Below are 24,963 nucleotides of genomic sequence, written 5' to 3' on the forward strand. Positions count from 1 at the left end.
TAATAACAAAAAATAAAAGAAAGATATTACAAGTGTTTTGTATGATTAGGGTAAACTCTAATTGCACAAAATATAATGGTACTTAAAAAATAAAGGTATTAAGAAATAATCTTAATACCTTGTTAATATATTCTAGCTGACTAATATTTTTATACTAAGCTTCTAATTGCATAATTGCACCAAAATATTGTTGGGATGTAGTGAAAGTAATAAATGAAATTAATTCGCTAATCTCTTGTTTGTTTAAGGTCTCTTTTAATATTTTTATAACATAGTCAGGAATATCAGTTCCTAATGTTAAGTAAACTTCTACAAATCCTATACAAACAGCAGATTTTTCATCACCTAATTGATTACTTGGCTTACCTTTTGCTTTGCAATACATACATCCGTTCTTTTGCGCCAACATTCTTCGCATCTCTTCTTTTAACTCTTTAGATAGTGAGTGAGCTCTTTCTAATGATTCACTAAGGTTGTTCCAATTTTTCATTATCTCACTGTTATATCCCAGTAATTTTTGAAACGGCGTTTTGCCATTATTAGACAATTGAATTATCGTCATACATACTCCTCCTTCTGTTAATTTATTTTAGAATATTACTATAGTGAATTGAATGAGATATATTAGGTATAATGTAAATATAATTTCTTAATTTAAGGAGAATTATTAAATGGACTTAACAGACAGAAAAATTATTGAAACGCTAAAAAAAGATAGTAAAGTTTCACTAAGTTATATAAGTGATAGTGTTAACTTATCTACACCCTCTGTACGTGAAAGAATTAATAAAATGAAAGATATGGGTATTATTAAAAAATATACAATTGATATTGATTATAAAACCCTCGGGTACGATATCGATGTAATCATAGATATCGTTATAAAAAACAATCTGTATAAAGATTTCAAAACATTTATAGCAACACAGGATAACGTGGAATTTTGTTATAGAATTTCTGGAGATAGTTGTTTTATTTTTAAAGTACGTTTTAAAAATATGATGGATGTCGAGCGATTTGTTGATAGTTTACAAGAATATGGACACACAAAAACACATTTTATATTTTCAAAAACTATATAATTTCAATCTAAAAGAGCATGCAGACACCATTAGTTTCTGCATGCTCTTTCTTATAGTTTAAAGGTTAGGCTGAATAATTTTATTTCTATTTATCATCACAAAAATTGCTGAAAAGAATAGAAGTATAGCAGCTAAAATAAATGTAAATCTTACTCCAAATAAGTCAGTCAAATTACCCAAAATTAATGAGGAAATCCCGAAAATTGCAGTTATTAAAGCATCTTTTGCTGAGTATATGTTAGGTAACAGCCTATAAACTACACTCCGTTGTACTAGGGTTTCTTGGGCAACATCTTTAATTTGATTTACTATGCCGAATAATAATGATATTACTAGTGCCATCCATGGTGTCGATGTTAAACCAAACATTAAAGTTGTTAAACTAGATAAGAGAGCTCCTCCCACAATAACTTTACTAGAGAGCCTATCTACTAAATGTGACCATCTTAAACTTAAAAAGCCACCTATCATTAATCCAGCGAAGAAAGTAGCATTTATATATCCCCACCATTGTTCTCCAGTTTGCAAAACCTGATCAACATATACGTACATAATTGCAGCTACCCATACCACATTTGCAATCGATTCAAAAAATTCTACAATACTAATTGTACGTAAAGTGGGCGTTTGCCAAATGGTCACCCAGCCTTTTTTTAATACTTCCCAGTTTGATGATTTTTTTGTTTGTTCATCACTCACTATATTTCCATCAATATTTGGAATTAAAAACATCATAATAGTTGATGCTACAAACAAGATAAATGTTAGCCAAATAACATTTGTTCCCCCCATAATAGCAACAAGCATTCCACCAACTGCCCATCCGCCTAGACGAATCGTTTGATCAAGAATAGCAAGAAAACTATTAGCTTTCACTAGGGCATCTTGCTCGACTAATATTGGAATTAAAGCATTTCTCGCTGGATTTGCCCATCCGTCTAAAAAAGAAATGACAATAACGAATAAAAAAATCAGAAACGAAGTGTTAAAAGAATAAAAAAAATCTATATAACCCGTAAGTATAATGATAGCTACAGTTTTCCCTGATTGGGAATAAGCTAAAAGTGGCTTCAATTTGACTCTTTCAATAATTAAAGGAGCGACGAGCCCACTTAAAAACCGTGATGTTGTAATAAAAAAAGGTACAAAAGCCATATAAGTTACAGAGCCTGTTAATTCGTATATTATCGCTATTAAACCCACCATATAAAAAACATCTCCGCTATTTGCGAGAGATTGACCAATCCATAAAAAACGAAACGATGATTTATTCATCAGATATTACTCCTTTGAAATATTTTATTGTTCAATTTGTATTTAAAATAAAAAGCAATCTTACATCGGATCGTCATCCTTTTCTTTATATAGTTTATAAGGTGGTGTTTAGCGTATAGCAATTAATATTATTATCATCTTAATATTCTTTTTTACAATAGCATAACTAAAAAATCACAAAAAGTCTGATAATTCTGAAAAAATAAAGTTGTAAATCTCTCATTCGTTGAAAATCTACCAATCATATGTTTCTGTGTATTTAATATAAGAGTAGAAGAAGAGTTAATAGACTAACCTATTAATTCTTCTTTTTTATAATCCTATATACAGTAGAGCGACTTACACCCGTTTGCTTAGCAATTTCTTCACCAGTAAGTTTTTGTTCATCGTATAAGAATTTAACCTCTCTTTTCTTGTGGTCAGGTAATGAAGGTCTTCCACCTTTTCTCCCTCTTGCTCGTGCTGCTTCTAATCCTTTTTTCGTACGTTCACTTAATAAGTTAGCTTCAAGTTCAGCGAATGCACTCATCATGGTAAAGATCATCTTCCCATTGCATCTTTAGTCGATACGTTCATATCTATAATATGTAAATCAATGCTTTTTTCATCTAACCATTGTGATAACTCAATTAATTGTTTCGTTGTACGTCCAAGACGATCTAGTTTATAGATAACTAGAATATCTCCTTCACGTAAATAATCTAAACATTTATCGAGTTCCGTTCTTTTCGTTTTACGACCACTGGCTTTCTCGCTAAAGATACGTTCACAACCATATTCCTCAAGTGTATCAATCTGTCCATCCAGACTTTGATCTTGTGTTGATACACGTGCATAACCAATTTTAGCCATTTGAATACCACCTCTTTTAATCGTTTTATGGATACTTATTAACGAAATCTAATTCTCGATGCAAATAAACGCGTCTCTCATCGTCTAAAAACTCATTGTTTCTGATATTTATGATACATTGATTATAACACAAGTTTATAGACTTAAATATCTAAGAAAAACCTCTTAATTTATAATTAAGAGGTTTTGTGTCAAAAACGAACGTTAAATAGACTTCATTTATCAACCAATATATTCTACTTTTTGACCATTCTTAAATTCTTGTATATAAAGGGTTCTTGAAAATCTTTTATGTTTTTCAACAATTTTTTGAGTCTTTTCAGATTTATTTATCTCGGTGTTTGACCATTTATATCGCTTTTTAGAATCTACAAATCTCATTTCAATATCTTTTTCTTTTTGTTTATATCTATTTTTCATACCTACATTATGATAATCATCAGATCTTGTAACTTCATCTCCAATTGAACGAATAGCCTGATAAACTGGATCATTCTTCGGGGGTGTTCCCATAGGACCTGCTTGCCACCCTAAAGAATTGTATCTAACAAGTTGTGCGTATGACTCTTGAATTTCAGGGTCAACGTGAGAACCGCCATCTTTATTAGCAACAAATAATACAATATCTCTACGGGTAAAAATATTTTTTTTATCATCAAAAATTATTTCATTCCACCAATCTTCAAACCTTAAAAAGAAAGTTCTGGAAGAGTCATAATTAGGTCTATAGTACACTCCTTTTGGACCCACCTCCATATGTAACAATGTCCATGAGGAAACTAAGTTAGAAGGGGTGTATAATTCTCCTGAAGAATAAAATATAATTGGTAGTTTAAGTTGAGCTAATAAGGATTTAGAGCGGTTAGTCTGATGGAATAGTGTTCTAAGAGCGCTCGCAATTCTTTTAGCCTCTTGCTCGGCGCCCTTATCAAATTTTTCCATCGAACTACGTATAAAACCAATTTGGTCATTCCAATGTTCTAATACATCATTGCGATTTAACTTATATTTTGTCATATTCTCTCTCCTCTTAATTAAAGCTATATTAAATACCATGGCGGAATCTATTTTACATGATAAATTGAAACCAAAATTAGGTTCAGGTAGATATTAAGTAATATTTTTCTGAATTAATGAAATTTAAAGGTATTCGATTTACAAGTTATCATCTACAAACTCTTTTAATTCTATGACAAATTTAGATGGCCCATGATTTCGGTATTTTCCATAATAATCACAATACCATCCTGAATATAATAAATGAATTTCATCTTTTGCTCTAGTGAGACCTACGTAAAATAATCTTCTCGACTCACTCAACTTATCATCACGAGCATTCAACCAAGGTATCCTTCCATGCTCCAAACCAAACATAATAACATACTTAAATTCCATTCCCTTAGAGCTATGTAATGTATATAAATTCAAATGGTTTTTAGACCCTATTTGTCTAGATAAAGAAGATACTTGAAAGTCTTTTAACTGTCCATTTTTTGCCGATTCAATTAATTTATTATATTCCTCTAATATACTTGGCTCTTCAGTAAAACAATCTAAGAATTTGGAGACAATACTAACATTAAACTCATGAAGCCAATTACTTAGTTTAAGTTCAATATCTCTATTTTGAAATAAAAATTTAAATAGACTTAATTTATTACTCTCAAGTTCCACTTCTGAAATATTTGAATTTGAAAAAAATGAACTAAAAGTATGTTCAATTTCAGAGAATTGAGGATCCCCTTTAAGCCACCCTCCAGAACACCACATTGCACAACTTTCTATCCACAAAGTTAGCTGATTTTTTTTGTAAGGAGCATTTCCATCCATTCTAATATATTGTAGCCCTTCTTTTGATACTTGCTCAGCAATATGATTTCCGTCATTTTTATCAATATATAATACTGCGATATCGCCAAGCGTACTAGAAGTATCTGAAGCTAGAATTTCAGGTATTATGTTTTTACAAATATAAGAACATTGCGCATCTATACTATCTTCAATATGATAAAACCTAATACTTCCTTCTCCCTTCCTGCTAGAAATAAAATCTCTTTCTTCTAATAGTGAAGCGATTGATGCCTTAACAATATTTCCCTTAGATCTATAATTCTGTTTTAATCTGATTTGTAATATACCTGATTGATAAGCAAGGTTATACAACAGCTCGGGCTGAGCCCCTGTAAATCCATAGATTGATTGATCAGGATCCCCGACTGCTAAAAGACGAATGTCATTTTCTATACAGAGAACTCTTATTATTCTGTCCAATACTGCACCTAGGTCTTGGTATTCATCAACTGCTATAACAGGAAACTTAGCTTGAATTAATTCCCTAACCCATTGGTTTTCTTCAATCATCCATAATCCGTTCAAAATCATATCATCAAAATCAATTAATCCTTGATGTCTTAATGATTTTTCATAATTAAGGATCCATCTTGCTAGGTCAGGGTCATTAGTTTCCCAATCAGGTGATTTTCTATCTATAAAGGTTCTTCTATAAATATTAAAATCTGTTGACCATCCTGAAGTATATCGCTCATTTTTTCCAATAGTTAAGTTAAATGTTTGACGCATTGTTTCTCCTACTTCTCTAGAAGTAGCAATCTTAATTTTTTGAGGTAAATCGGTGCTTACTAAATGTTTGTATGGCTTAATTACATGATTTAAACAAAACGAATGTACAGTATCAACAAAAATTGCAGATGATTCATTGATTCCTAAATTATATAATTTCTGCTTTAATTCTCTCGCACATTCTTTATTATAAGTTAAGCAAGCCACTCCTTGAGGTTCTTCCACATCTTCGGTTAATATTCTTGCTAATTTTAATGTGAGGATTTTAGACTTTCCACTACCTGGACCAGCGAGTACAACACAATTCCCCGTAGAATCATAAACTTTCTGCTGCTCTTCATTATTTTTAAGATTTTTAGATTCTTCTATATAAAGTTGCTTGCTAAATTTTACTAATGACATAATCTAAGGCTCCCTTCACATATTCAGGGACAACTGATTCATTTGTTAGGTTAGTCGCTAATCTCTGAGCAAATCTCCCCTTGCCAATGGTTTCTATGTCAGAAAGATAAGTTTTTTCATCTCCTTTAATAATACCTGTTGTCTCCCAATCACATGCTCTAGTGATTGCCTTACTATTTGTTGTCAATTCAATCAACGTTTTTGTGATTTCATTAGACATTGTATCAAACAAATCAATCTCTAAAGTATGTCTATTTGTGTATACACCAAAATCATTTCCATAGGAAATTAAATTTTCAGTGCTTTCGGCACTATATTCATGTTCATCATCTATAAAGTTCAATAACTTTATTAAGCGATTATGAATTAGAGGTTGGTTTAATTGCGGATCATAGTCGGTAAGTATTGCAAAAGGAATATCTAATCCTTCTTTTCCTAAAAGTTTGATATATGGAAGAAAGTTAGTCCCTGATATAGAGCACACAGTAATCCCCTGCTTATCAAGATCAATACCATACAATTCTGCCAGTGATGGTAATAAAAATTCTTCTGCATCACCTTCAACTAATACTACTCCTTTAGAAAAAAGAACTTCGCCTCTTGTAACATTAATATAGCGTTCTAAATCTTTTATATCTTTATCATTTAGAGTGATTTTTGCAGTGGAAACTATTTTTGTTGAATTGTCTTCTTCATGCGTTCCTTTTAATAAAACGATAGATTTTAATGGAGCAACACTTGCAATATGAGGTGAGTGAGTTGTTAAGATATTAGAAACACTATGGATTTGATGTTCCTCTTTAGAACCTTCAACTATCAACTTATCGTGATTTAACAGATGTTTGTAAAGCAATCTTTGTAAATGAGGATGCAGATGTGCCTCTGGTTCTTCAATAGCTAGAAAAGTATGAGCACGTTCATTTTCATTTACATATTGTTCTAAAGAAAGAAGCTTCAGTACTAAATAAAGTAAGTTGGAAGATCCTAAGCTGGCCTCATTGATTCCTCTATTTCCATCATCAATAAACATCTTTATTGCACGATAAAGTTTTGAGGCATCAGTAGGAGAAAAGCCTAGGCTCGTTTCTATTGAATGTCTATTACCTACAATATTTCTTAATTGACTATTGATTCTTTCAGTCAATAATTCAATTTCATCTAATTCTTTCAAAGAATCTGTTGAGTGAGTAATATCCTCAGCAACATTTTCTAATTCTTGCTTATCTGAAGTTTCAATTGCTCTTTCAATTAATGGCCTTAAAGGAGATCTTCTCCAACTTGATAGATCACTTTCAGTGTCTCTTAGACCGGATAACGCCTCGAGAGGCAACCATTTTCTTTGCTCATAACCAAAAACATTTTCTGTTTCTGTTCCGTAAACTTTGAACTTGTATATTATCTTTCCATCTTCTTCTTCAGGAAAAAATCTATACGTTAATCCTGCAGTCAACGGTGAAGAATTTACTAAAAAATCGGAAAGAATAGATTTCAGTTTATTATCTTGTTCAAAGTCAGTAAGTTCAATGGTAATTTTTATTTCTTCATTACCTAATGGTCGAGCTATACCATCCCAAAAATCTGAGGCTTGTAATATACGATTTGACTCAGGCAACGTCGGATCTAAGACTAGCCTTAGTGCATGTATGAAATTAGATTTACCAATTTTATTCTCTCCAACAATAATCATTTGTTTTCCTAAATGAACTTCTGTTTCTTTGAAGTTTCTAAAATTACATATTTTTACTTTATTGATATACATACTTCCCCCCCTATTATTTATTCAACATTTCATTCTCTAATCATTTTAACCTTTCCATATTAATTACTCTATATTAACTGTAAAAATTTTCTATAACCTTATACTATGAGAAAATTAAAAAGATCTTCTTCAACAAGGCGTTCTACAGAATTTATAAGAAATAGAATCAATGTGTTCATCATTCTAAATTGAATGATATGAGTAGGCTCTAAATAGACAAAATTACTTTGATTAGATATAAAAACACAAAAACAAAACCGTCAGCAATTTAATGCAAACGGTTTTGTATATAGAAAGTAAGTGCATTATTTAAATAACAGATTAAATAAGTATTAAACATAAAATTACCCACGCCTTATTAGGTGTAGGGATTTAAAAAGCAGTAAGGTACTTATCATACTAATTTAATTAATCCTATTAGATTTTCTATTTTTATCCTTTATACTAACAATTAAAGTAATTATTGCAGTTAATCCTGTTGCTAGTGGCATTAAATATAAATAAAAATCAAAGCCATTTATAATAAAAATAAAAAACAATATTATAGAACTTATTAAAAAGAAAAGTTCAATCCCTATACTAATTATACTTTCCATATCTCATGCAACTCCTTTTTACATTTCTAACTGACGAAATAGATTTGATTTCGGTTGAATAAAATCTATGTTCACGCCTAAAGATTTTAAGTCATTTTGATTTGATGCATCTTCTCTATTTTAGTTTCAATGATGGAACGACTTTTTGATTGATCTTCCAATATTTTTCACTCCATATATTTTAAGTTTCTTTAATTATATCAGAAAATAAATATTAAATTTAGGATAGCGTTGTGATTTAACAAGGGAAATTACTGCAATATAAAAAGTTACTCCATATAAGATGAAGTGGCTAAACAGATAAAAATGAAAAAATATAGGATTAATGTCCCACTGCTATAAATTGTAATTGGGGGATCAATCGATTGTAAATAATAAAATACTCATAACAATTAAAGATTCCGTTGATAGATCAATTTCATCATCAATGCATATCCTAAATACGTATGTGGTATAACATAATATACTGTTTAATGATTGTTGCTAAGGTCATTTTTCATTATTAATCCCTAGAGTTCTCCTAATAACTGTATAAAAGTTATTAGGGGATTTTTATTTATAAATCCAAGTCCACTTCTATATTTTATTCCTTATATTTACGTTTCGCTATATCCTATTGGGTTTTCTTACATCCAATTTCTAATTGCTTACCTTTGTTTTAAAAATACATTTCCCATCATAAAATTCACACACATTACAAAGAAGTTACAATTATAAATCGTTATATTTCTTTTGTTGCTCTTTGTGTTCCTATTACAGTAAATTACACAAGAAGAATCATCAACTTAAATGTAAAAACTTGATATCGCTTTTTCACTTCACTGTAACCTCCGATATAGTTTCACATGTTACGGTAGTAATTGTGAAATACACAACTATTAAAAGAAATAGACAACTATTAAAATTAAACCTTTCAGGAGGACTTAAATAATGAAAAAAACAATTCTTACTTCAACATTAGCGTTAGGCCTTGGCGTAACAGGATTTGCTACAGGTCACTCAGCTGATGCAGCAGAAAACAATGTAGATCAAGCCAACTTAGCGCAACAAGCTCAAAATAACCCAGAACAATTAAACGATTCCCCTGTTCAAGATGGATCATATAATTATGACTTCGCTCAAAATGGCACAAATTACCAATTTGAATCTGACGGTGAAAACTTTAATTGGAGTTACAATGGTTATAATGACGACAGTGCAGATGAAAGTTCAAACGATAGTTCAACACAACAACAAACATCATCTGATGAACAACCAACACAACAAGCTGAACAATCAACATCATCTAATGAAGAAACAACACAAACATCATCTGATGAAAGTGCGAGTAGTTCATCAAGTGATGTGAATGGTCACTTACAACAAATTGCACAACGCGAATCAGGTGGCGATACTCAAGCTGTTAATCCATCATCTGGCGCAGCAGGTAAATACCAATTCTTACAAAGTACATGGGATTCTGTAGCGCCATCAGAATATCAAGGTCAATCACCTACAGAAGCACCTGAAGATGTTCAAGATCAAGCTGCACAGAAATTATATGATGAAGTTGGCGCTGACCAATGGGTAACTGCATAATATAGTAATAGTAAAATTATGATTATAAACGCTAAGACTGTTTAATCGTTTAAGCCAATTTCCTATAAGTTAATTAAAAGCTCTCTTCAGTTAATTATGAAGAGAGCTTTTATCGTTTCAAAATCAAGTATTGTCTCAATATAGAACGATAAAAACCAAGCATTTGTAAATATTTGCAAATACTTTGTTTTTAATGAATTTTTATAAAAATTCATTAAATGTTTCTATAATTAGATATATATTCAATATACTTAATATGATTGTTAAAATCCAAGCAATAATATTAATCCATGTTTTATTTGTAAACTCTTTTCCCATTATTTTAGGGTTATTGGTTGCTAACGTTAAAGGAATAATACTAAAGGGTAATGCAATACTTAAAAACACTTGTGTGAAAATTAATAGATCTTCAATTTTAGAAGTACTTGAACCATATAACCCTAAACATATGAATACAGGAATCACAGCGATTAATCTAGTAACTAATCTTCTTGCCCATTGAGGAATTCTTATATTTAAAAACCCTTCCATAACAATTTGTCCTGATAAAGTGCCAGTAATTGTTGAATTTTGCCCTGAAGCTAACAAAGCTATGGCAAATAATGTACTCATAACAGCACCACCTATAGCTCCTGCAAAATCCGATTCTCGTAAAGCATTATATAAATCATAAAATCGTCCTAAGTCTTCACCATTACCAAAGAATAGAGCTGCACCTAATATTAAAATCAAACAATTAATAATAAACGCAATTGAAAGTTGTATATGTGAATCAATAATAGCATATTTAATAGCCTCTTTTTTCTTGGCTTTACTTTTACGTATATAGTTACGTGATTGAACAATTGAAGAATGTAAATACAAATTATGAGGCATGATTGTAGCACCAATGATACCCAAAGCAATATATAACACACCATTGTTGGTAGCTATTTCTGTACTTGGAATAAAGCCACCTAAAACCGCATTCCATTCTGGAGAAGCAAAGTAAACTTCAAATATAAAGATAAAAAGAACTGTAAAAATTAATATACCTACGATAGCTTCAATCTTTCTAAAGCCAAATTTAATAATTACTAGTAAAAGTAAAACATCTAATACAGTAATAGTTACTCCCACTACTAAAGGTATATCAAAAAGTAGATTCAGTGCTATCGCACTACCAATGACCTCTGCAATATCCGTAGCCATAATTGCTAATTCTGTAACAATCCAGGCTGCTATCGATAATGGCTTATTACTTATGTGTTTAGTTACTTGAGCTAAGTCCATACCACTCGCAATACCTAAACGAGCGCACATACTTTGAAGTAACATGGCTGATAAGCTCGATAATAGTATTATAAATAATAATGTATATCCAAATTGTGCTCCTCCTGCCATTGAAGTAATCCAATTACCTGGATCCATATAGCCTACAGCAACAAGAAGTCCAGGACCTAGATACATTATTAGTTTCTTGATACCATTTGCTTCGCTATCAAAAGAAACTTTTCCATTTATTTCTTCTAAACTTTTCTTCACTTTAAAAATCTCCTCATTGAACATTAAATTTATCAATGAATATTATAGTATAAATTAGGCCGACCTAAAAATTATTTTGTTTATATATATAAATTTACCCATTAAAATTTTAGTCACGATACGTTTTAATTATTTTAATTAATCTTTCTATATCATCATTTGAGAGGTTTTCTATATTGTCTATGTCATGTTTAAGCGATTCTTTTATATTAGAATTCTCATTATTTTTCAGAAAATAAGTTGCTATTGAACCCGTTATCCTACTAATTACTGTCTCTGGACTGATATCACCACAACTGTAGTAACTGTCACTATAGCTAACCAAACCCCATCATTATATGATCTTACAGATGGCTCAAAATAAGTAAGTGGGATTGCAGAAAATAATATGCTAATACATGAAAAGACACTTCCTTTTAAAAGAAGTGTCTTAAGCGTTTCAAATTTAAAATATGTCTTAATAATAAACGAAAATATCTTAATTTTACTTCCATTAATTGGGGGGGCAGTTCATTAGAAAGAAGCCTCTTTATTTTAATAATAGGTTATTAGTTTATTACTGCTTAGCGTCGACATAAAGGAACCAACTAGTCCATTCTAAATTATATTTTTTCATAGTATAATCTTTGCAGAATAGCTTATCATGTTTATATTAATTCTAAACTAATATTAAAAGATAGTTCTTTATTAACAATATCTTGATCAATTCCTTTTTTGGTCCCTCTTTTCTTATGAGATACTTTATATTCTCGAGAATCTTGCCATTGTTTGTAAGCAGCTTGATTTTCCCAAAAAGTAGCAATAACATAATGTTCATTTAAATTATGAGGTTTTAAAAGTAATAAGCATCGAAATCCTTTGGTCTTTTTCAGATTTTTATTTCTATTTAAGAAAACGCGCTCAAATTCTTCTTCAAAACCAGGATTTACATATAAATGATTCAAAACTGTATAGCTACTTTTAGGTAAATCTTTAATTTGTTCTAATATTGTATATTGATTACCTGTATTAAACTTATCTATAATTACTTTTTCATTATTTTTGGCTAAATAAATACGATACTTGCTATTTTGCAACATATAAACATCCCTTTTTCAAATTTCTGCATAACACAATCTCTACTATTTTATTGATTGTAATAGCTTCAGTACATTTTTATCAACTTCAGCTTTGTATTGTGCTTTTTTCGTTCTATTCAGTAGGATTGTGGATATGTTTACTAGTAACATAATTAGATATTCAACGCTATATTATTGAGCCTTTTCAATTCATAAAGCCTAGTTATAATAAATTCTGAATTAAAGTTTCTGCTTTTTTAGGACTGTCTTTGGGAGCAAGTCTTTTTACTACATTACCATCTTTATCAATAATAAATTTTGTGAAATTCCATTTGATTTTCTTTCCATATAAATTAGATGCTTGATTTTTTAATAATGTAAATAATGGACTTTCATTTTTGCCGTTAACATCTATCTTAGCATGTATTGGAAAAGTTACACCAAAGTTGACTTTACATATTTCAGCTATTTGGTCATCAGTACCAGGTTCTTGTTTAGCAAATTGATTACAAGGAAATCCAAGTATAGTTAGCCCTTGTTCTTTATATTTTTGGTATATCTCTTCTAATTCTTCAAATTGACCACTTAAGCCACATTTTGTCGCAGTATTAACTACCATAATAACTTTACCTTTGTAGTCATTTAAATAATAATGACTACCGTCTTTATTTGTAACTTGAATATCATATATACTTTCAGTCATTGTACATCTCCTTTTATAACATTGCTAATTTCAATTGATCTATAACACCACTAGATGAGCCAGGAAATGCAAAGATCATTTGATTTAAGTCTTTGGATGTTAATTTTTGATTTACAACAAAAGTTAAAAGATTAACTAAATCTGGTGCATCATCAGCATATATAGAAGCGCCCACTAATTGTTTATCATTATTTAATACAATTGTCATTTCAGCTTCAGTTTCATTTTTGTATTCAAACACCATTTGTTTACCAAAAGGAATATCTATCACTTTATAGTCCTCACTAGTATTAGCTTCATCTACAGAAACTCCAATATTAGACAATCTTGGTAGTGTATATAAAACTGAAGGTATTGCAGGATAGTTAATAGGATTTTTATTCATACCCAAAATATGCGCAGCAATATAGTTAGATTCAAATGTTGCAGTAGGTGTTAGTTTAGGAATAATTTTATCTAAAACGTCACCACTAGCATAAATATTAGGAACATTTGTACGTAAATATTCATCTACTTGTACGCCTCGAGTAGTGAAATTAATGCCAGCTTCTTCAAGTCCAATACCATTTACATTGGGTCTACGTCCAGTAGCATCTAAAACATAATCAGTAGTAATTTCTAATCCTGATTCTGTTGCTACATTATAACGATCACCATACTCTTTAATAGCAGTAGTATTTTCATTCATATGGAATTGAACACCTTCTGCTGCCAATTTATCCATTAATTTAGAAACATGTGCTGAATAAAAACCTTTGAGTGGCTCATCGTCAACATGAATCATATGTGTTTCGACGCCAGATTTAATAGTTATACTTGCAAATTCTATACTGATAATGCCTATACCAATAAACGTTATACTATCAGGCATATGATCTAATGATAAGAAATCTCTACTATCATGTGCATAAGATTTACCTTCAATGTCTAACTTATTGCTATGTTGACCAGTTGCTATAACTATATTTTTTGCATAATATTGCTTGTTATTGACCGATAAATGGTGTTCATCTATTAACCTTCCTTCTCCTTCAATAACGTCTATGCCTTGTTGCTCAAATACCCCTTTTAATGTATTCGCCATAGGGTCAATGACTTTATGTTTATACGACATAAGATTTTCCCAATTTACTGATAATGCCTCTGTATTAATAATTTTAGGATAATGTGCTGCTTGCTCTAGTATTTCATAAGGGTTTTCCAATAAAATTTTGGCATTGCAGCCATAGTTTGTACAAGTACCTGCTATGCGATCTTTTTCGACAATAGCAACCGATTTCCCCGCTTTGTTTAAAGTCAGTGCACTATGCCAAGCTGCGTGTCCACTACCCAAAAAAACTACATCATATTGATTCATATTAAACATCCTTTGTTAATTTCTTTAAAGTGACTTCAAGATTATCCATGATTGCTTTAGCTCTTGTATATTCATCTACATCAAATTGTGAAGAAATACATTTAGCAATAGCTTCATGTACTGCTTCTTGCTCATTTAGACCTTTTATCGTTAAAGTTATGATAAGATTACGTTTATCGTTTTCATCTCTATTTCTTTGAACCCAGCCAGCTTGCTCAAGTCTTTTTAGTAATGGGGTTAGGGTATTACTTGCTAGATTCAACTTTTTACCAATGGATAATAAAGTTTGAGGGTTTTCCTCCCATAATGTTAATAGCACTAGATATTGAGAAAAAGTTAAACCGAATTGACTTAATTGCTTTTCATAAAATTTGCTGAATAATTTGTTAACATTATAAGCAGAAAAGCATAGCTGATGTGCCAATTTCATTTCCTCATCAATCAATTTAATCACTCCTATTCTCATTAAATAATAATCAATCGCAAACGATTAATCAATTGAATAAACTTATAATGAACCACATACGTTTGTTTAATTGATTACTAACTTCAAAAATTTTTCATCAATTGTGCAAATTGATTTCGATTTTAAAATAGTGCGTAAAACTTATGATTTTAGGGTATAATTCAAAAGAGGTGAATTTAAAATGAATAAAAATAAAGTACTTTCTAAAATAGAAAATATATTGAATCAATCAAGAATTGGTGTCTTATCAACCGCACATAACAACGTGCCTAATAGTAGATATATGGTTTTTTATAATGATAATCTTACTCTTTATACTAAAACTAGTATAGACTCTAACAAAGTTACTGAATTCAAAGATAATCCCAAAGCACATATATTGCTAGGATATGATGATACAGAAAATCGTAGCTTTCTTGAAATTGAAGCAAATGTTGAAATCATTAAAGATAAAGAAACAATTGATTGGCTATGGGAAAAACAAGATAAAACTTTTTTTGATTCTAAAGAAGATCCTGATTTATGTATAATCAAAGCCATACCCAAATCTATTAAAATTATGAATGATGATAGTATAGATACGCCACAAACGATTACGATTGATTAATGTAACTAACAAACAAGCGTTTAATTTCCTTCATTAGATAAGAAAATTAAACGCTTGTTGTGTTAAATACCATTTTTTATATCTGCTAATATTTCTTCAACTGTTATTTTAGCACTTGTTAATACGATGGGAACGCCTGCTCCTGGATGAACACTTGCTCCAGCAAAATATAAATTTTTGTAATCTCTACTTACATTAGGTGGTCTATAGTAGTTACTTTGAGCTAATGTAGGCATTAATCCAAAGGCTGCTCCGAATTTTGCATTATAATCGCCTTCAAAATCTTCAGGTGTATAAATGATTTCAGTAACAACCTGATCTTTCAAATTTTTTAAAGCTTTAATTGTTGAAAGCTTTTTATAAATAATATTCTTCACATGTGTGATTGTTGTCTCATTGGACCAATCCACATCACCCGTTTTTAATTCTGACACAGGCATGAGTACATAAACACCTGTCTGACCTTCTGGCGCTAACGACTTATCTTCCACACTTGGTGCATAAACATATATGGAAGGATCTTCAGATATTTCCCCAGAAAAGATTTCGTTAATGTTATTATCAAAATCCTTTGAAAATATAACATTATGTAATAAAATTTCTTCAGATAAATCTTTATCTACACCCACATACATCAAAAAGGCAGAACAAGAATAGTCCATATTATCAACTTTTTGTTTTGTATATTTTTTAGGCTGTTGTTCATCTTTAATTAAAGATGAGACTGCATATGGGAAGTCTGCAGTACATAATATTTTGTCGTACTTCTCAATACGTCCATTTATTTTCAGACCTTCAGCACGCTTAAAACGTGTATCAATGATAATCTCTTCAACACTCGAATCTGTATAAATTTGAGTGCCCAGTTCCTCATTCAATGTTTGAAGCGCATGGACGAAGCTATACATACCACCTTTAATAAAATGTACGCCAAACATTAATTCAATCATTGGTATAATAGAATATAATGAAGGACTTCGTTTCGGGTCAATGCCTATATACAGTGTTTGGAACGCTAATATTTTTTGAATTTTCTCATTATCGATATATTTTTCAATTAAGTTATCTGCTTTATCAAATGTTTTTAATTTCATACCTTGATATAAAGTAAAAGGATTATAAAAATCAGTAGGTTTTCTAAACGTTCGCTCTAAAAAATGTTTTCGTGCAATTTCATATCTTTCGTATATGTCAGTTAAAAATGACATAAAACCATGTGTTGAGTTAGGCTCAATAGCTTCAAGCATATCTCTTAATTGCGCAAGATCCGTAGGCACACGAATTTGGTCAGACTCACTAAAATACACATCATATATGTGAGATAATTGTTTAATCTCCAAATAATTATTCATATTCTTTTGTGCGTAATTAAAAACATCACGATAGACTTCAGGCATCATTACTATTGTTGGACCCATATCAAATGTAAACCCGGCTTGTTTAATTTGATTCATTCTACCACCTATCTGCTTATTCTTTTCATAAATATCTACTTGATGTCCATTTGCTGACAACCTTGAAGCTGCAGCTAAACCCGAAACACCACCACCAATGACTGCAATCTTCATAATGTTTCACTCCTATTATATTTTATAATGATTTCTCGATAAATTTTCAGTTTTCTAAGTTTACTTACATATACTTTTTTATACAGTGTATAGCCCGAATTCCTCACTTCTTCAAGAATTTCAAGATAGGTATATGCTGCTAATTCAATAATATAACGCACTTCTTCATCAAAGTATTCAACTCCATTTAATGCCGTATTGTATAATTGAATTGCGTCATTAGCATAGTATTCCCATAAATCTATATAATTTTGGGTAACCCCATCATTATATACAGCTTGTAAGTCTATCTTATATTCAGCTAGCTTTTCTTGGCTAAGATAAACTCTACCATTTTCAAAATCTTCGCCCACATCTCTTAAAATATTAGTTATTTGTAGTGCTTTACCTAAAGCAATGCCAGTAACTTCAGCTTGTTCAATATTGTCTTCGCTTTGGGATGATAATATAGGGGTTAGTAATTCACCAACAGTTCCTGCGACACCATAGCAATAGTCATATAAATCAGTGTCTGTTTGTACTGTTTTTAAATTAAGATCTTCTTTTACATATTGAATCAACTTACGTAATGGTTGGTGTGGAATTGCGTATGTATTCAAAGTGTTATTAAATGCATTCATAATGGCTGCATCACTTTGATAATTTTGAGCATGATTACCATAAATAGCATCTAAATCACTGGCTATTTTTTCTAATTGTCCAAGATCATTATATTTATCTATACTATCATCGATAATTCGACAAACTGCGTAGATAGCCCATACAGCTTTTTTCTTTTTAAGCTCCAAAAAGTCAAAGACATATGAGAATGTTTTTGAATGTATCTTCATAATATTGTGACAGTGTTTATAATCTTTCTCTAATTGATTCATTAATTGATCCCCCTCGAAATCACCCTGACATTGCCTTTATATTAATGTGAATCGTAATCTATAAATCTATATTCCGACCTTTCCACTGCACGCGTTTAAACACATTGATATCTAACCACGATTTAAAAAATATTCCAATAAAACAGACAAATAGCAATGGGTGACCAATACTTGCAATGAAATTAAAATCGCCCGTTCTTCGAATAAATTTGTGGAATTGCAGCACATAAATAAAATAAATAGTAACTGCTAAAATTAAATATAAGATACCTAGTTTGAGTGAAAGTAGAATACTCAAGGTAGATATACTAGATCCTAATAACCATAAAACAATTAAACTAAGTGTGGCTCTTTTGGTCTCTTTAGAACCAAGTGCAAAGTGTTTACTCCAACCTTCTAGTAGCGCTCTAAAACCCTGAGGATACATCCTAAAATTTACCACGCCTTGCCCTTCAAATAAATCAACAGGTAAATCATGATTATGATATACATTGCTTAAGGCAAAACCTTCAATCACTTTATCTTTAGCATTTAAATGGCCATGTGTCAGTTCATAATCTCGCTTGTTCGTTAAAATTAATGGACCGAATGCACTTTGCCTCTCATTTAATGACCTATTTATTGAAAATTTGTTCATTCCTACAACCGTCATTAAATTAAATATAGCAGAACAATTTTCATATAAATGTTTTATATTATGGAAAGGCTGTATAGAAAGTAAACCTTTATTTCCTTGCAAACTATATTGATACAATATACGCCATATACTATCATCACTTGTAAATTGCACATCAGCGTCAATAAACATCAATAAATCGTTTGTTGCATACTGACTTCCTTCCCAGCATGCATGTGATTTCCCTTTCCATGTCATATCGTTATTAACAGTATGTACTTTTGCGTTGTAATGTTTTGCAATTGCCGGTGTGTTGTCTGTTGAATCATCATCCATGACTATTACTTCTATTTGTGAGTCTTTAGCAATACTGTTAAGTAATTTAGGTAAATTTTTCGCTTCATTTCTAGCAGGAATAATAATACTGACGTCTTTCTTATTTCCACTCTTTTTTCGACTAATCGTAGCTCGACGCATGTACATATACTTTCCACTTATCATGGAAAATAAAGTAAATGCTATAGCTATTATGTATGGTATCATCTGATATCAACTACTTTCTTCTGCGATAATAGCTTCTGCTACTTGCATTCCACTTAAAGTGACCATTGGCATGCCCGCCCCAGGATTTACAGAGCCACCTACAAAATATAAATTTTTGTAATATTGACTTTTTTTAGGGAATTTAAATCCTTTATTCTTTTTTTTACTCGACACTACGCCATAAATAGCCCCTTTATTAGAATTATATGTGTTTTCTATGTCATGTGGTGTCCATACATCCTCATATACGATGTGCTGTCTCAAATCCTTTAATCCCATATTTTCTAATTTATCCAATATACATTCTCGGAATTGAAGGTACGCCTCTTCGCTGAATGGCTGTCCTTGAATATAAGGTATATGTGGCAGGATTTTTATATTTTCATGCCCTTCAGGGGCTTGTGAGTCATCTGTTTTATTTGTATTGACCACATAAATTGTAGGATCTTGAGGTAAGACATATTGATGAAAGACTTCTTTGTAATTTTTTTTAGAATTATTAGAGAAGAAAAAATTATGATGACTAAGTTCTGGATAGATTTTATCAACACCTAAATGCATTACGTAACCTGAACTAGCTGGTTCAAACTTGCGCTCTAATTTATTTATTTTATTTTCATCAAAATTCAATAAATTTCTATAAACAGGAATTACTTCCATATTAGATATAATATAATCTGCATATATATCTTTATTATTTGCTAATGTTATCCCAATAACTTCATTTTTACTATTATAATTTATACGTTTCACATATGCGTCAAAATGGATACCTACGCCTAATTCTCTAGCTAATTGCTCCATAGCCTCAGCTAATTTATGAATGCCTCCATCTACATACCATAATCCTTCATCATGTTGCATTTGAGGCAGCAAACTCAATACAGCCGGTGCGTCATAAGAGGATGAACCTACATACTTGATAAAATATCCTAGCATTTTTCTTAAATATGGATTGTTTACTCTTTTATCAATTGCTTGTTGCATGGTATGGAAGTAATCATATTTTTTTAATGCTGAAAATGGCCCGTGATAACGAATTATTTCAAACATTGTGTCTAATCCTTTATCAAAATAACTATTTTCAGCAGCTTTATGTATCTGTTGCGCATATTTAAAGAATGTATTGAGTTGCTTTATATCTTTATCTGTTACTACATTATTATTTATCAAAGTATCTTGCATAGACTCATATAAATCTACAATTTCACCATCAGGATAGACATTTCTTATCTGCAAATCTAATTTACGGATATGCACATAATCTTCTAGTTTTTTACCACATTGCTGGAATAATCTTTGAAATATTTTAGGCATAGTTAAAATAGAAGGGCCAAGATCAAAACCAAAATCTTCTATCTCTAATCTATTCACTTTTCCACCAATGTGATTGTTTTGTTCATACAAATTCACATTATAACCTGCTTGAGCCATGCGGATTGCACTGGCAATGCCGCCTAGTCCGCCTCCAATGACAACTACTTGCTTCTTTCTCATCTAATCACCTTTTCTTTTTAGCATTTTCGAATATATACGTACTAATTTAGGTCGATTATAGCGTTGCACAATTATACACGGTACATTAGCTATAATGACATAGACTAGATTAATAATTTTAATGCTTTTTGACGAATTTAAAAAAGCGATAGCAGGCAATATAGAAAACAAATGGACAAGCTCCGCACGTCTCGTTTCTAATATAAACTGACTTACTTCGTGCGTATTACTTGATGTATCAAAAGCTGCTTTACTAACAATATTTGAATTAATACGTTGACCATCTGGTAATTGATTTTTCCAATATTGAACTTTAAACAATTTTTGCCATAATTGACCTTCTTTTTCAAAATTCCAACTTCTAAAGTATATATTATCTTTTTTTAAACATTTATGGCTAATTCGCGTACCAAGTTGTGCAATAATCATTTGAACTATAAACCAGTAAAGTCCATAATATATTATCCTTTTCATTGATTTATTTCCTGTTTTTTTCTGAATAGCTTGGATTCTCTTTATTCAATAACCAGTTCCCTACAGTTAAATACGTTGCGAACCCACTCCAAAGCATGTACGGCACCAATAGTATGCCAGCAATTTTCTTCGTGTTGAAAAATTTTACTGTTGTAGTTATTACCGCCCCAAGCAACACAAAACTCTCTATCAAAGCACTAAATCTTAACTTGTATTTAAAATACAATATCGACCATAAATAGTTTAGACCTAATTGCGTATAATATATAACTTTTAAATTCTTGTTATTTGATTTATTAGTAACGATTGCATAAGCTACACCCATTGTTGTATAAAGTATTGGCCACACAATAGGAAATATATAGCCTGGCGGTGAAAAAGGTGGTTTTATATTCTTCTTATAGTCTTTGCGCGCGTTTTTAACTGCAAATTTTCCTATAAGTTTTCCACCTATAATCGGCATTTTAACTTTTATAATTGATTTTACTATATCGTTAGCTTTCAATTGTTAACCCCTCTTTTATATATGAATTCAATTACATCTATCTGCTATAATTCAGCATTTGACATATTATTATTTTTAGCTAGATATTTTTTTAATCCATATATTTTTAATACAATCACACTTATAATAACGACTGGTAAGATAAATTTTTTCATGTTAACCCCTCCCTTTTCAGTACTATTTTTAGTTTTCAACTTCAATTTGAAAAGATTCATCACACTTTTATGAATTTTAGCTTGCGTATACTTGTAAAACCACCAAGGTAACGTCGGTTCATATTCCTGTAATGCTATAATACATTCATCACTATAAGGTAACCTTCTAAACTCTAATCTCGCGTTACCACCATTTGAATCTAAAGCAAAATCTCCCCCGACAATACGATATAGAATCCTCTCTTCATTAGATGCATCCTTGTCTTTTCTTAATAAAAGTAGCTTTTTATTTAAAAATGGTACAGTTATTGTAAAATTATCTTCATTGAAGTTACTACTAACAACATTTAATGTGATTTTATTTAAGAAATTAGCATATAATTCTGCCAATTGACTCATGGTCATATCTTTAGGCAAGGTTACTCTTGAAATTGCTCGAACATCTTTGATAGCACTCTTGCTTGTTTTTTTACTTTTCTTTTGTGTAACAGCTTCTTCCTCTAAAGCGTTACGTACACTTTCTTTATAATCAATTTTGCCAATAGAAATATCTTCTACAATATTTTTATTATCTCTAATCATATCATGAATTAAGCTGTCCATTAACGGATATACCATTTCTTTCGGCACACCAGAAATTAGTTTTACCCAATATTTGCTTAACCAAATTGGAATAATCGGTAAATCCAGTGTAGGTAAGCTTTTGTCTAACACCTGTGCCGTTTGATTGAACAAATCCTTATATGTCATGTGACTTGGTCCGCCGATATCAATGGATTCATTCGCTTGCGGATTACGCTCTACAATTTTATATAGACCATTAATGACATCATCAATAGCGACTGGCAACGTCGTATTATATGCCCATTTAGGTAGAATTAAACCAGGTAGACGTTCTACCAATTTTTTTAGTATTGGATAAGAACTTCCCTTAGCACCTATAATTAGTCCAGCTCTTAATGTAGTTACTGGCACACCATATGCTCCTAAAATACGTTCACACTCTAAACGACTTCTTAAATGTGGAGATAATTCATTCGTATTAGGAATTAATCCACTCATAAATACGATATGCTTAACTTTATTAAAACTTGATGCTTTAGCAAAATTATCTGCTAATATTGCATCCATATCTTCAAAACTTGCTTGTGTTAACCTAGCCGAAGGCATCATCGAATGAACCAGATATATAGCAATATCTACGTTTTTCATTACTTCTGTTATCTCATTTAAATCAAATAAATCTGCAGATTTCCACGTAACATTTTGTTCATTAGATTTATTTTCTATATTTCTAGAAACAGCAATAATTTCATAATTTTCTTTTAATTTATTCATTAAATGGCTACCTATATATCCTGAAGCACCCGTTAATAGAATTTTTTTCATAAATTTAGCCTCCAATTTTAAAAAGATGAGCAGGCACATGCTTACCTCAGCCCATCTTTTACATAATAAGCTAAATTGCTCATTACAATTAAATTAATTTAATATAAGTATGGCAAGAGCTCTATGTCTCCTAATAAAATTATACCCAATTTTATTGATAAATTAACTTGAATTTAAAATAAAATTGATTTTTACTATTAATTTATTAACATAATCGATGATTATCAGAAGTTCTCAATATATAAAAGGCACTAAAAGGTTATAACCTTTTAGTGCCTAATTAATTATATTAGCTACCAAACAAACGACTCCAAAACCCCTTTTTAGGTGGTTCTGCTTCCCTATCCTCAGGCCCGCTCTCTATTTCTTCAGATGGCTTATCATCTTTCACTAATATTTCTTTGTTTGTACTGGCATCCTTTTTCTCTTCAGTTATATCTTTATGTTTTACTTCTGTTTCTGTTGGTTGAGTTTTCTTTTGTTGTTGGTTGATATTTTGATATTCTTCAGTAAAAGTTGCTTCTTGCGGATTAACGTTTTGTCTATCATTAGTCGCTGTATCAAAAGAATAATTAAGCTGTCTTTCTTCTTCTAATTGGTTTTCTAGTTTTTGAATCTTTTTATTACTTTCTAAAGTTAATATTTGTTGATTCTCCAATAGTTTATTTAATGTATTAACATTACTATTTTGTTGATCTAGTTGTTTAGTTAAATTCTCAATATATTTTTCATCATTTTTAGCTCTAGTTTCAAAGATTTCTATTTGTTTTTCTAATTCATTTGCTTTTGTTTTTAATGTCTCAGAACTATTTGAATTATTATATATATTCTTTTCAACTTCTACAGGGTTTTCATCAAACACTTCTTTTTTTACTGATTCTCTATTTTGTGTTGTACTTTCTCTCTTAGTAATTTTTTCTATAATTTTTAAACAATCATTATCATTAATATAATTAATTCCATTTTCTTTTTCAAAAGATATATTTAAGCTTTTAGCATTATTAACAATAGTTTGTTTAGTTACATCCAATTCGTCAGCAATCATTTTAATAGTTTTCATAACATCCGCCCTTAGGTACCTAATTTAGTACCTAAATTTTACCACCTAACAAACATTTTTTCATCTTTTGCCACCTAAATTTAGTGGCTAATTTACTATCTAAGTACCTAATTAGCCGCCTATTTGCTATTTTCGATACCTAATTAGCTACTAAATTAATAAATTTTAGTGTTTTGAGGTAATAAAGCGCTTCTAACTATACTTAAAACGCTTTATATACAATCTTAAAAGTGTTAATATTACTTTATGAATATAAAAGAGTCGATGCTATTGGCGTAGCATCGACTCTCGGTAATAAAACGATTCGCATTCGTTTGTTTATATATTTTTTTGATACTTGTATTATATATATCTAATCATCTAAGTGCAAGCACAAGACATATAACTTACGTAAAAATTGTTTTATTACCTCAATCCAAAAACAAGTGGAAATGAGGTTTTTATT

At 30.6% G+C, this 24,963-nt stretch carries 22 protein-coding genes and 1 pseudogene; 3 read left to right on the top strand and 20 right to left on the bottom strand.

What is annotated here, in order from left to right; translation table 11 throughout:
- Window positions 1-154 precede the first annotated feature (154 nt).
- A complete protein-coding gene (locus tag ISP02_RS12750; protein WP_195721942.1) occupies window positions 155-562 on the bottom strand; it encodes a carboxymuconolactone decarboxylase family protein in 408 nt (135 codons plus the stop codon).
- Window positions 563-671: 109 nt separating this feature from the next.
- Here ISP02_RS12750 and ISP02_RS12755 point away from each other — a divergent pair, with 109 nt between their 5' ends.
- Complete coding sequence (locus ISP02_RS12755) at window positions 672-1,082, top strand: Lrp/AsnC family transcriptional regulator (RefSeq protein ID WP_147641305.1); 411 nt, start codon at window positions 672-674, stop codon at window positions 1,080-1,082.
- A 57-nt stretch (window positions 1,083-1,139) separates the two neighbouring features.
- Here the strand turns inward: ISP02_RS12755 and ISP02_RS12760 are convergent, their stop codons facing one another.
- The 6 genes and pseudogenes from ISP02_RS12760 to ISP02_RS12785 all read right to left on the bottom strand — a co-directional run bounded on the left by ISP02_RS12760 (window position 1,140) and on the right by ISP02_RS12785 (window position 8,546).
- On the bottom strand, window positions 1,140-2,357 hold the full coding sequence (locus ISP02_RS12760) for an MFS transporter (RefSeq protein ID WP_195721943.1): 1,218 nt from the start codon (window positions 2,355-2,357) through the stop codon (window positions 1,140-1,142).
- 298 nt (window positions 2,358-2,655) lie between these two features.
- Window positions 2,656-3,209, bottom strand: a pseudogene (locus ISP02_RS12765) (recombinase family protein).
- Window positions 3,210-3,431: 222 nt separating this feature from the next.
- Window positions 3,432-4,226 carry a hypothetical protein gene (locus ISP02_RS12770; RefSeq protein WP_195721944.1) on the bottom strand — a complete coding sequence of 265 codons (795 nt, stop codon included), beginning with the start codon at window positions 4,224-4,226 and terminating at the stop codon, window positions 3,432-3,434.
- A 138-nt stretch (window positions 4,227-4,364) separates the two neighbouring features.
- Window positions 4,365-6,191: an ATP-dependent helicase gene (locus ISP02_RS12775; protein ID WP_195721945.1), complete on the bottom strand. Its 1,827-nt coding sequence runs from the start codon at window positions 6,189-6,191 to the stop codon at window positions 4,365-4,367.
- A complete protein-coding gene (locus tag ISP02_RS12780) occupies window positions 6,172-7,950 on the bottom strand; it encodes an ATP-dependent nuclease (protein WP_195721946.1) in 1,779 nt (592 codons plus the stop codon). Before ISP02_RS12780 ends, ISP02_RS12775 begins: the two co-directional genes overlap by 20 nt.
- A gap of 404 nt (window positions 7,951-8,354) precedes the next feature.
- Window positions 8,355-8,546 (bottom strand): hypothetical protein, encoded by a 192-nt coding sequence (locus ISP02_RS12785; RefSeq protein WP_195721947.1) that lies wholly within the window; start codon window positions 8,544-8,546, stop codon window positions 8,355-8,357.
- Between the two features lie 930 nt (window positions 8,547-9,476).
- Here ISP02_RS12785 and ISP02_RS12790 point away from each other — a divergent pair.
- Window positions 9,477-10,124: a transglycosylase family protein gene (locus ISP02_RS12790; protein ID WP_195721948.1), complete on the top strand. Its 648-nt coding sequence runs from the start codon at window positions 9,477-9,479 to the stop codon at window positions 10,122-10,124.
- Window positions 10,125-10,325: 201 nt separating this feature from the next.
- Here the strand turns inward: ISP02_RS12790 and ISP02_RS12795 are convergent, their stop codons facing one another.
- The 5 genes from ISP02_RS12795 to ISP02_RS12815 form a co-directional block, all read right to left on the bottom strand.
- A complete protein-coding gene (locus tag ISP02_RS12795; protein WP_208455854.1) occupies window positions 10,326-11,672 on the bottom strand; it encodes an Nramp family divalent metal transporter in 1,347 nt (448 codons plus the stop codon).
- Window positions 11,673-12,295: 623 nt separating this feature from the next.
- On the bottom strand, window positions 12,296-12,727 hold the full coding sequence (locus tag ISP02_RS12800; protein ID WP_195721950.1) for an antibiotic biosynthesis monooxygenase family protein: 432 nt from the start codon (window positions 12,725-12,727) through the stop codon (window positions 12,296-12,298).
- A 202-nt stretch (window positions 12,728-12,929) separates the two neighbouring features.
- Window positions 12,930-13,409, bottom strand: coding sequence for a glutathione peroxidase (locus tag ISP02_RS12805; protein ID WP_069832803.1), 480 nt, complete (start codon window positions 13,407-13,409; stop codon window positions 12,930-12,932).
- A gap of 13 nt (window positions 13,410-13,422) precedes the next feature.
- A complete protein-coding gene (locus tag ISP02_RS12810; protein ID WP_069832802.1) occupies window positions 13,423-14,766 on the bottom strand; it encodes a dihydrolipoyl dehydrogenase family protein in 1,344 nt (447 codons plus the stop codon).
- Window position 14,767: 1 nt separating this feature from the next.
- Entirely contained in the window at window positions 14,768-15,211 is a 444-nt protein-coding gene (locus tag ISP02_RS12815; protein WP_195721951.1) for a MarR family winged helix-turn-helix transcriptional regulator, read from the bottom strand.
- A 202-nt stretch (window positions 15,212-15,413) separates the two neighbouring features.
- Between ISP02_RS12815 and ISP02_RS12820 the strand changes: the two genes are divergently transcribed.
- The gene (locus tag ISP02_RS12820; protein WP_069832800.1) at window positions 15,414-15,839 is read left to right on the top strand and encodes a pyridoxamine 5'-phosphate oxidase family protein; all 426 of its coding nucleotides are present in this window, start codon (window positions 15,414-15,416) and stop codon (window positions 15,837-15,839) included.
- A 62-nt stretch (window positions 15,840-15,901) separates the two neighbouring features.
- Here ISP02_RS12820 and ISP02_RS12825 read toward each other — a convergent pair whose 3' ends face one another.
- The 8 genes from ISP02_RS12825 to ISP02_RS12860 form a co-directional block, all read right to left on the bottom strand.
- Complete coding sequence (locus ISP02_RS12825; protein ID WP_065339260.1) at window positions 15,902-17,407, bottom strand: phytoene desaturase family protein; 1,506 nt, start codon at window positions 17,405-17,407, stop codon at window positions 15,902-15,904.
- Window positions 17,404-18,279 (bottom strand): phytoene/squalene synthase family protein, encoded by an 876-nt coding sequence (locus ISP02_RS12830; RefSeq protein WP_065339261.1) that lies wholly within the window; start codon window positions 18,277-18,279, stop codon window positions 17,404-17,406. The genes ISP02_RS12825 and ISP02_RS12830 overlap by 4 nt, the downstream gene beginning before the upstream one ends.
- 58 nt (window positions 18,280-18,337) lie before the next feature.
- Window positions 18,338-19,378, bottom strand: coding sequence for a glycosyltransferase family 2 protein (locus ISP02_RS12835; RefSeq protein ID WP_069832799.1), 1,041 nt, complete (start codon window positions 19,376-19,378; stop codon window positions 18,338-18,340).
- Window positions 19,379-19,444: 66 nt separating this feature from the next.
- On the bottom strand, window positions 19,445-20,935 hold the full coding sequence (locus ISP02_RS12840; RefSeq protein ID WP_069832798.1) for a phytoene desaturase family protein: 1,491 nt from the start codon (window positions 20,933-20,935) through the stop codon (window positions 19,445-19,447).
- A complete protein-coding gene (locus ISP02_RS12845; RefSeq protein ID WP_065339264.1) occupies window positions 20,936-21,409 on the bottom strand; it encodes a glycosyl-4,4'-diaponeurosporenoate acyltransferase CrtO family protein in 474 nt (157 codons plus the stop codon). It lies immediately after the preceding gene.
- A 4-nt stretch (window positions 21,410-21,413) separates the two neighbouring features.
- A complete protein-coding gene (locus ISP02_RS12850) occupies window positions 21,414-21,914 on the bottom strand; it encodes a TspO/MBR family protein (protein WP_065339265.1) in 501 nt (166 codons plus the stop codon).
- 44 nt (window positions 21,915-21,958) lie between these two features.
- A complete protein-coding gene (locus ISP02_RS12855) occupies window positions 21,959-23,458 on the bottom strand; it encodes an NAD-dependent epimerase/dehydratase family protein (protein ID WP_195721952.1) in 1,500 nt (499 codons plus the stop codon).
- Window positions 23,459-23,747: 289 nt separating this feature from the next.
- Window positions 23,748-24,518 carry a DUF536 domain-containing protein gene (locus ISP02_RS12860; protein WP_195721953.1) on the bottom strand — a complete coding sequence of 257 codons (771 nt, stop codon included), beginning with the start codon at window positions 24,516-24,518 and terminating at the stop codon, window positions 23,748-23,750.
- Window positions 24,519-24,963: the final 445 nt, after the last annotated feature.

It is taken from the genome of Staphylococcus durrellii, assembly GCF_015594545.1.
Lineage (GTDB): Bacteria > Bacillota > Bacilli > Staphylococcales > Staphylococcaceae > Staphylococcus > Staphylococcus durrellii.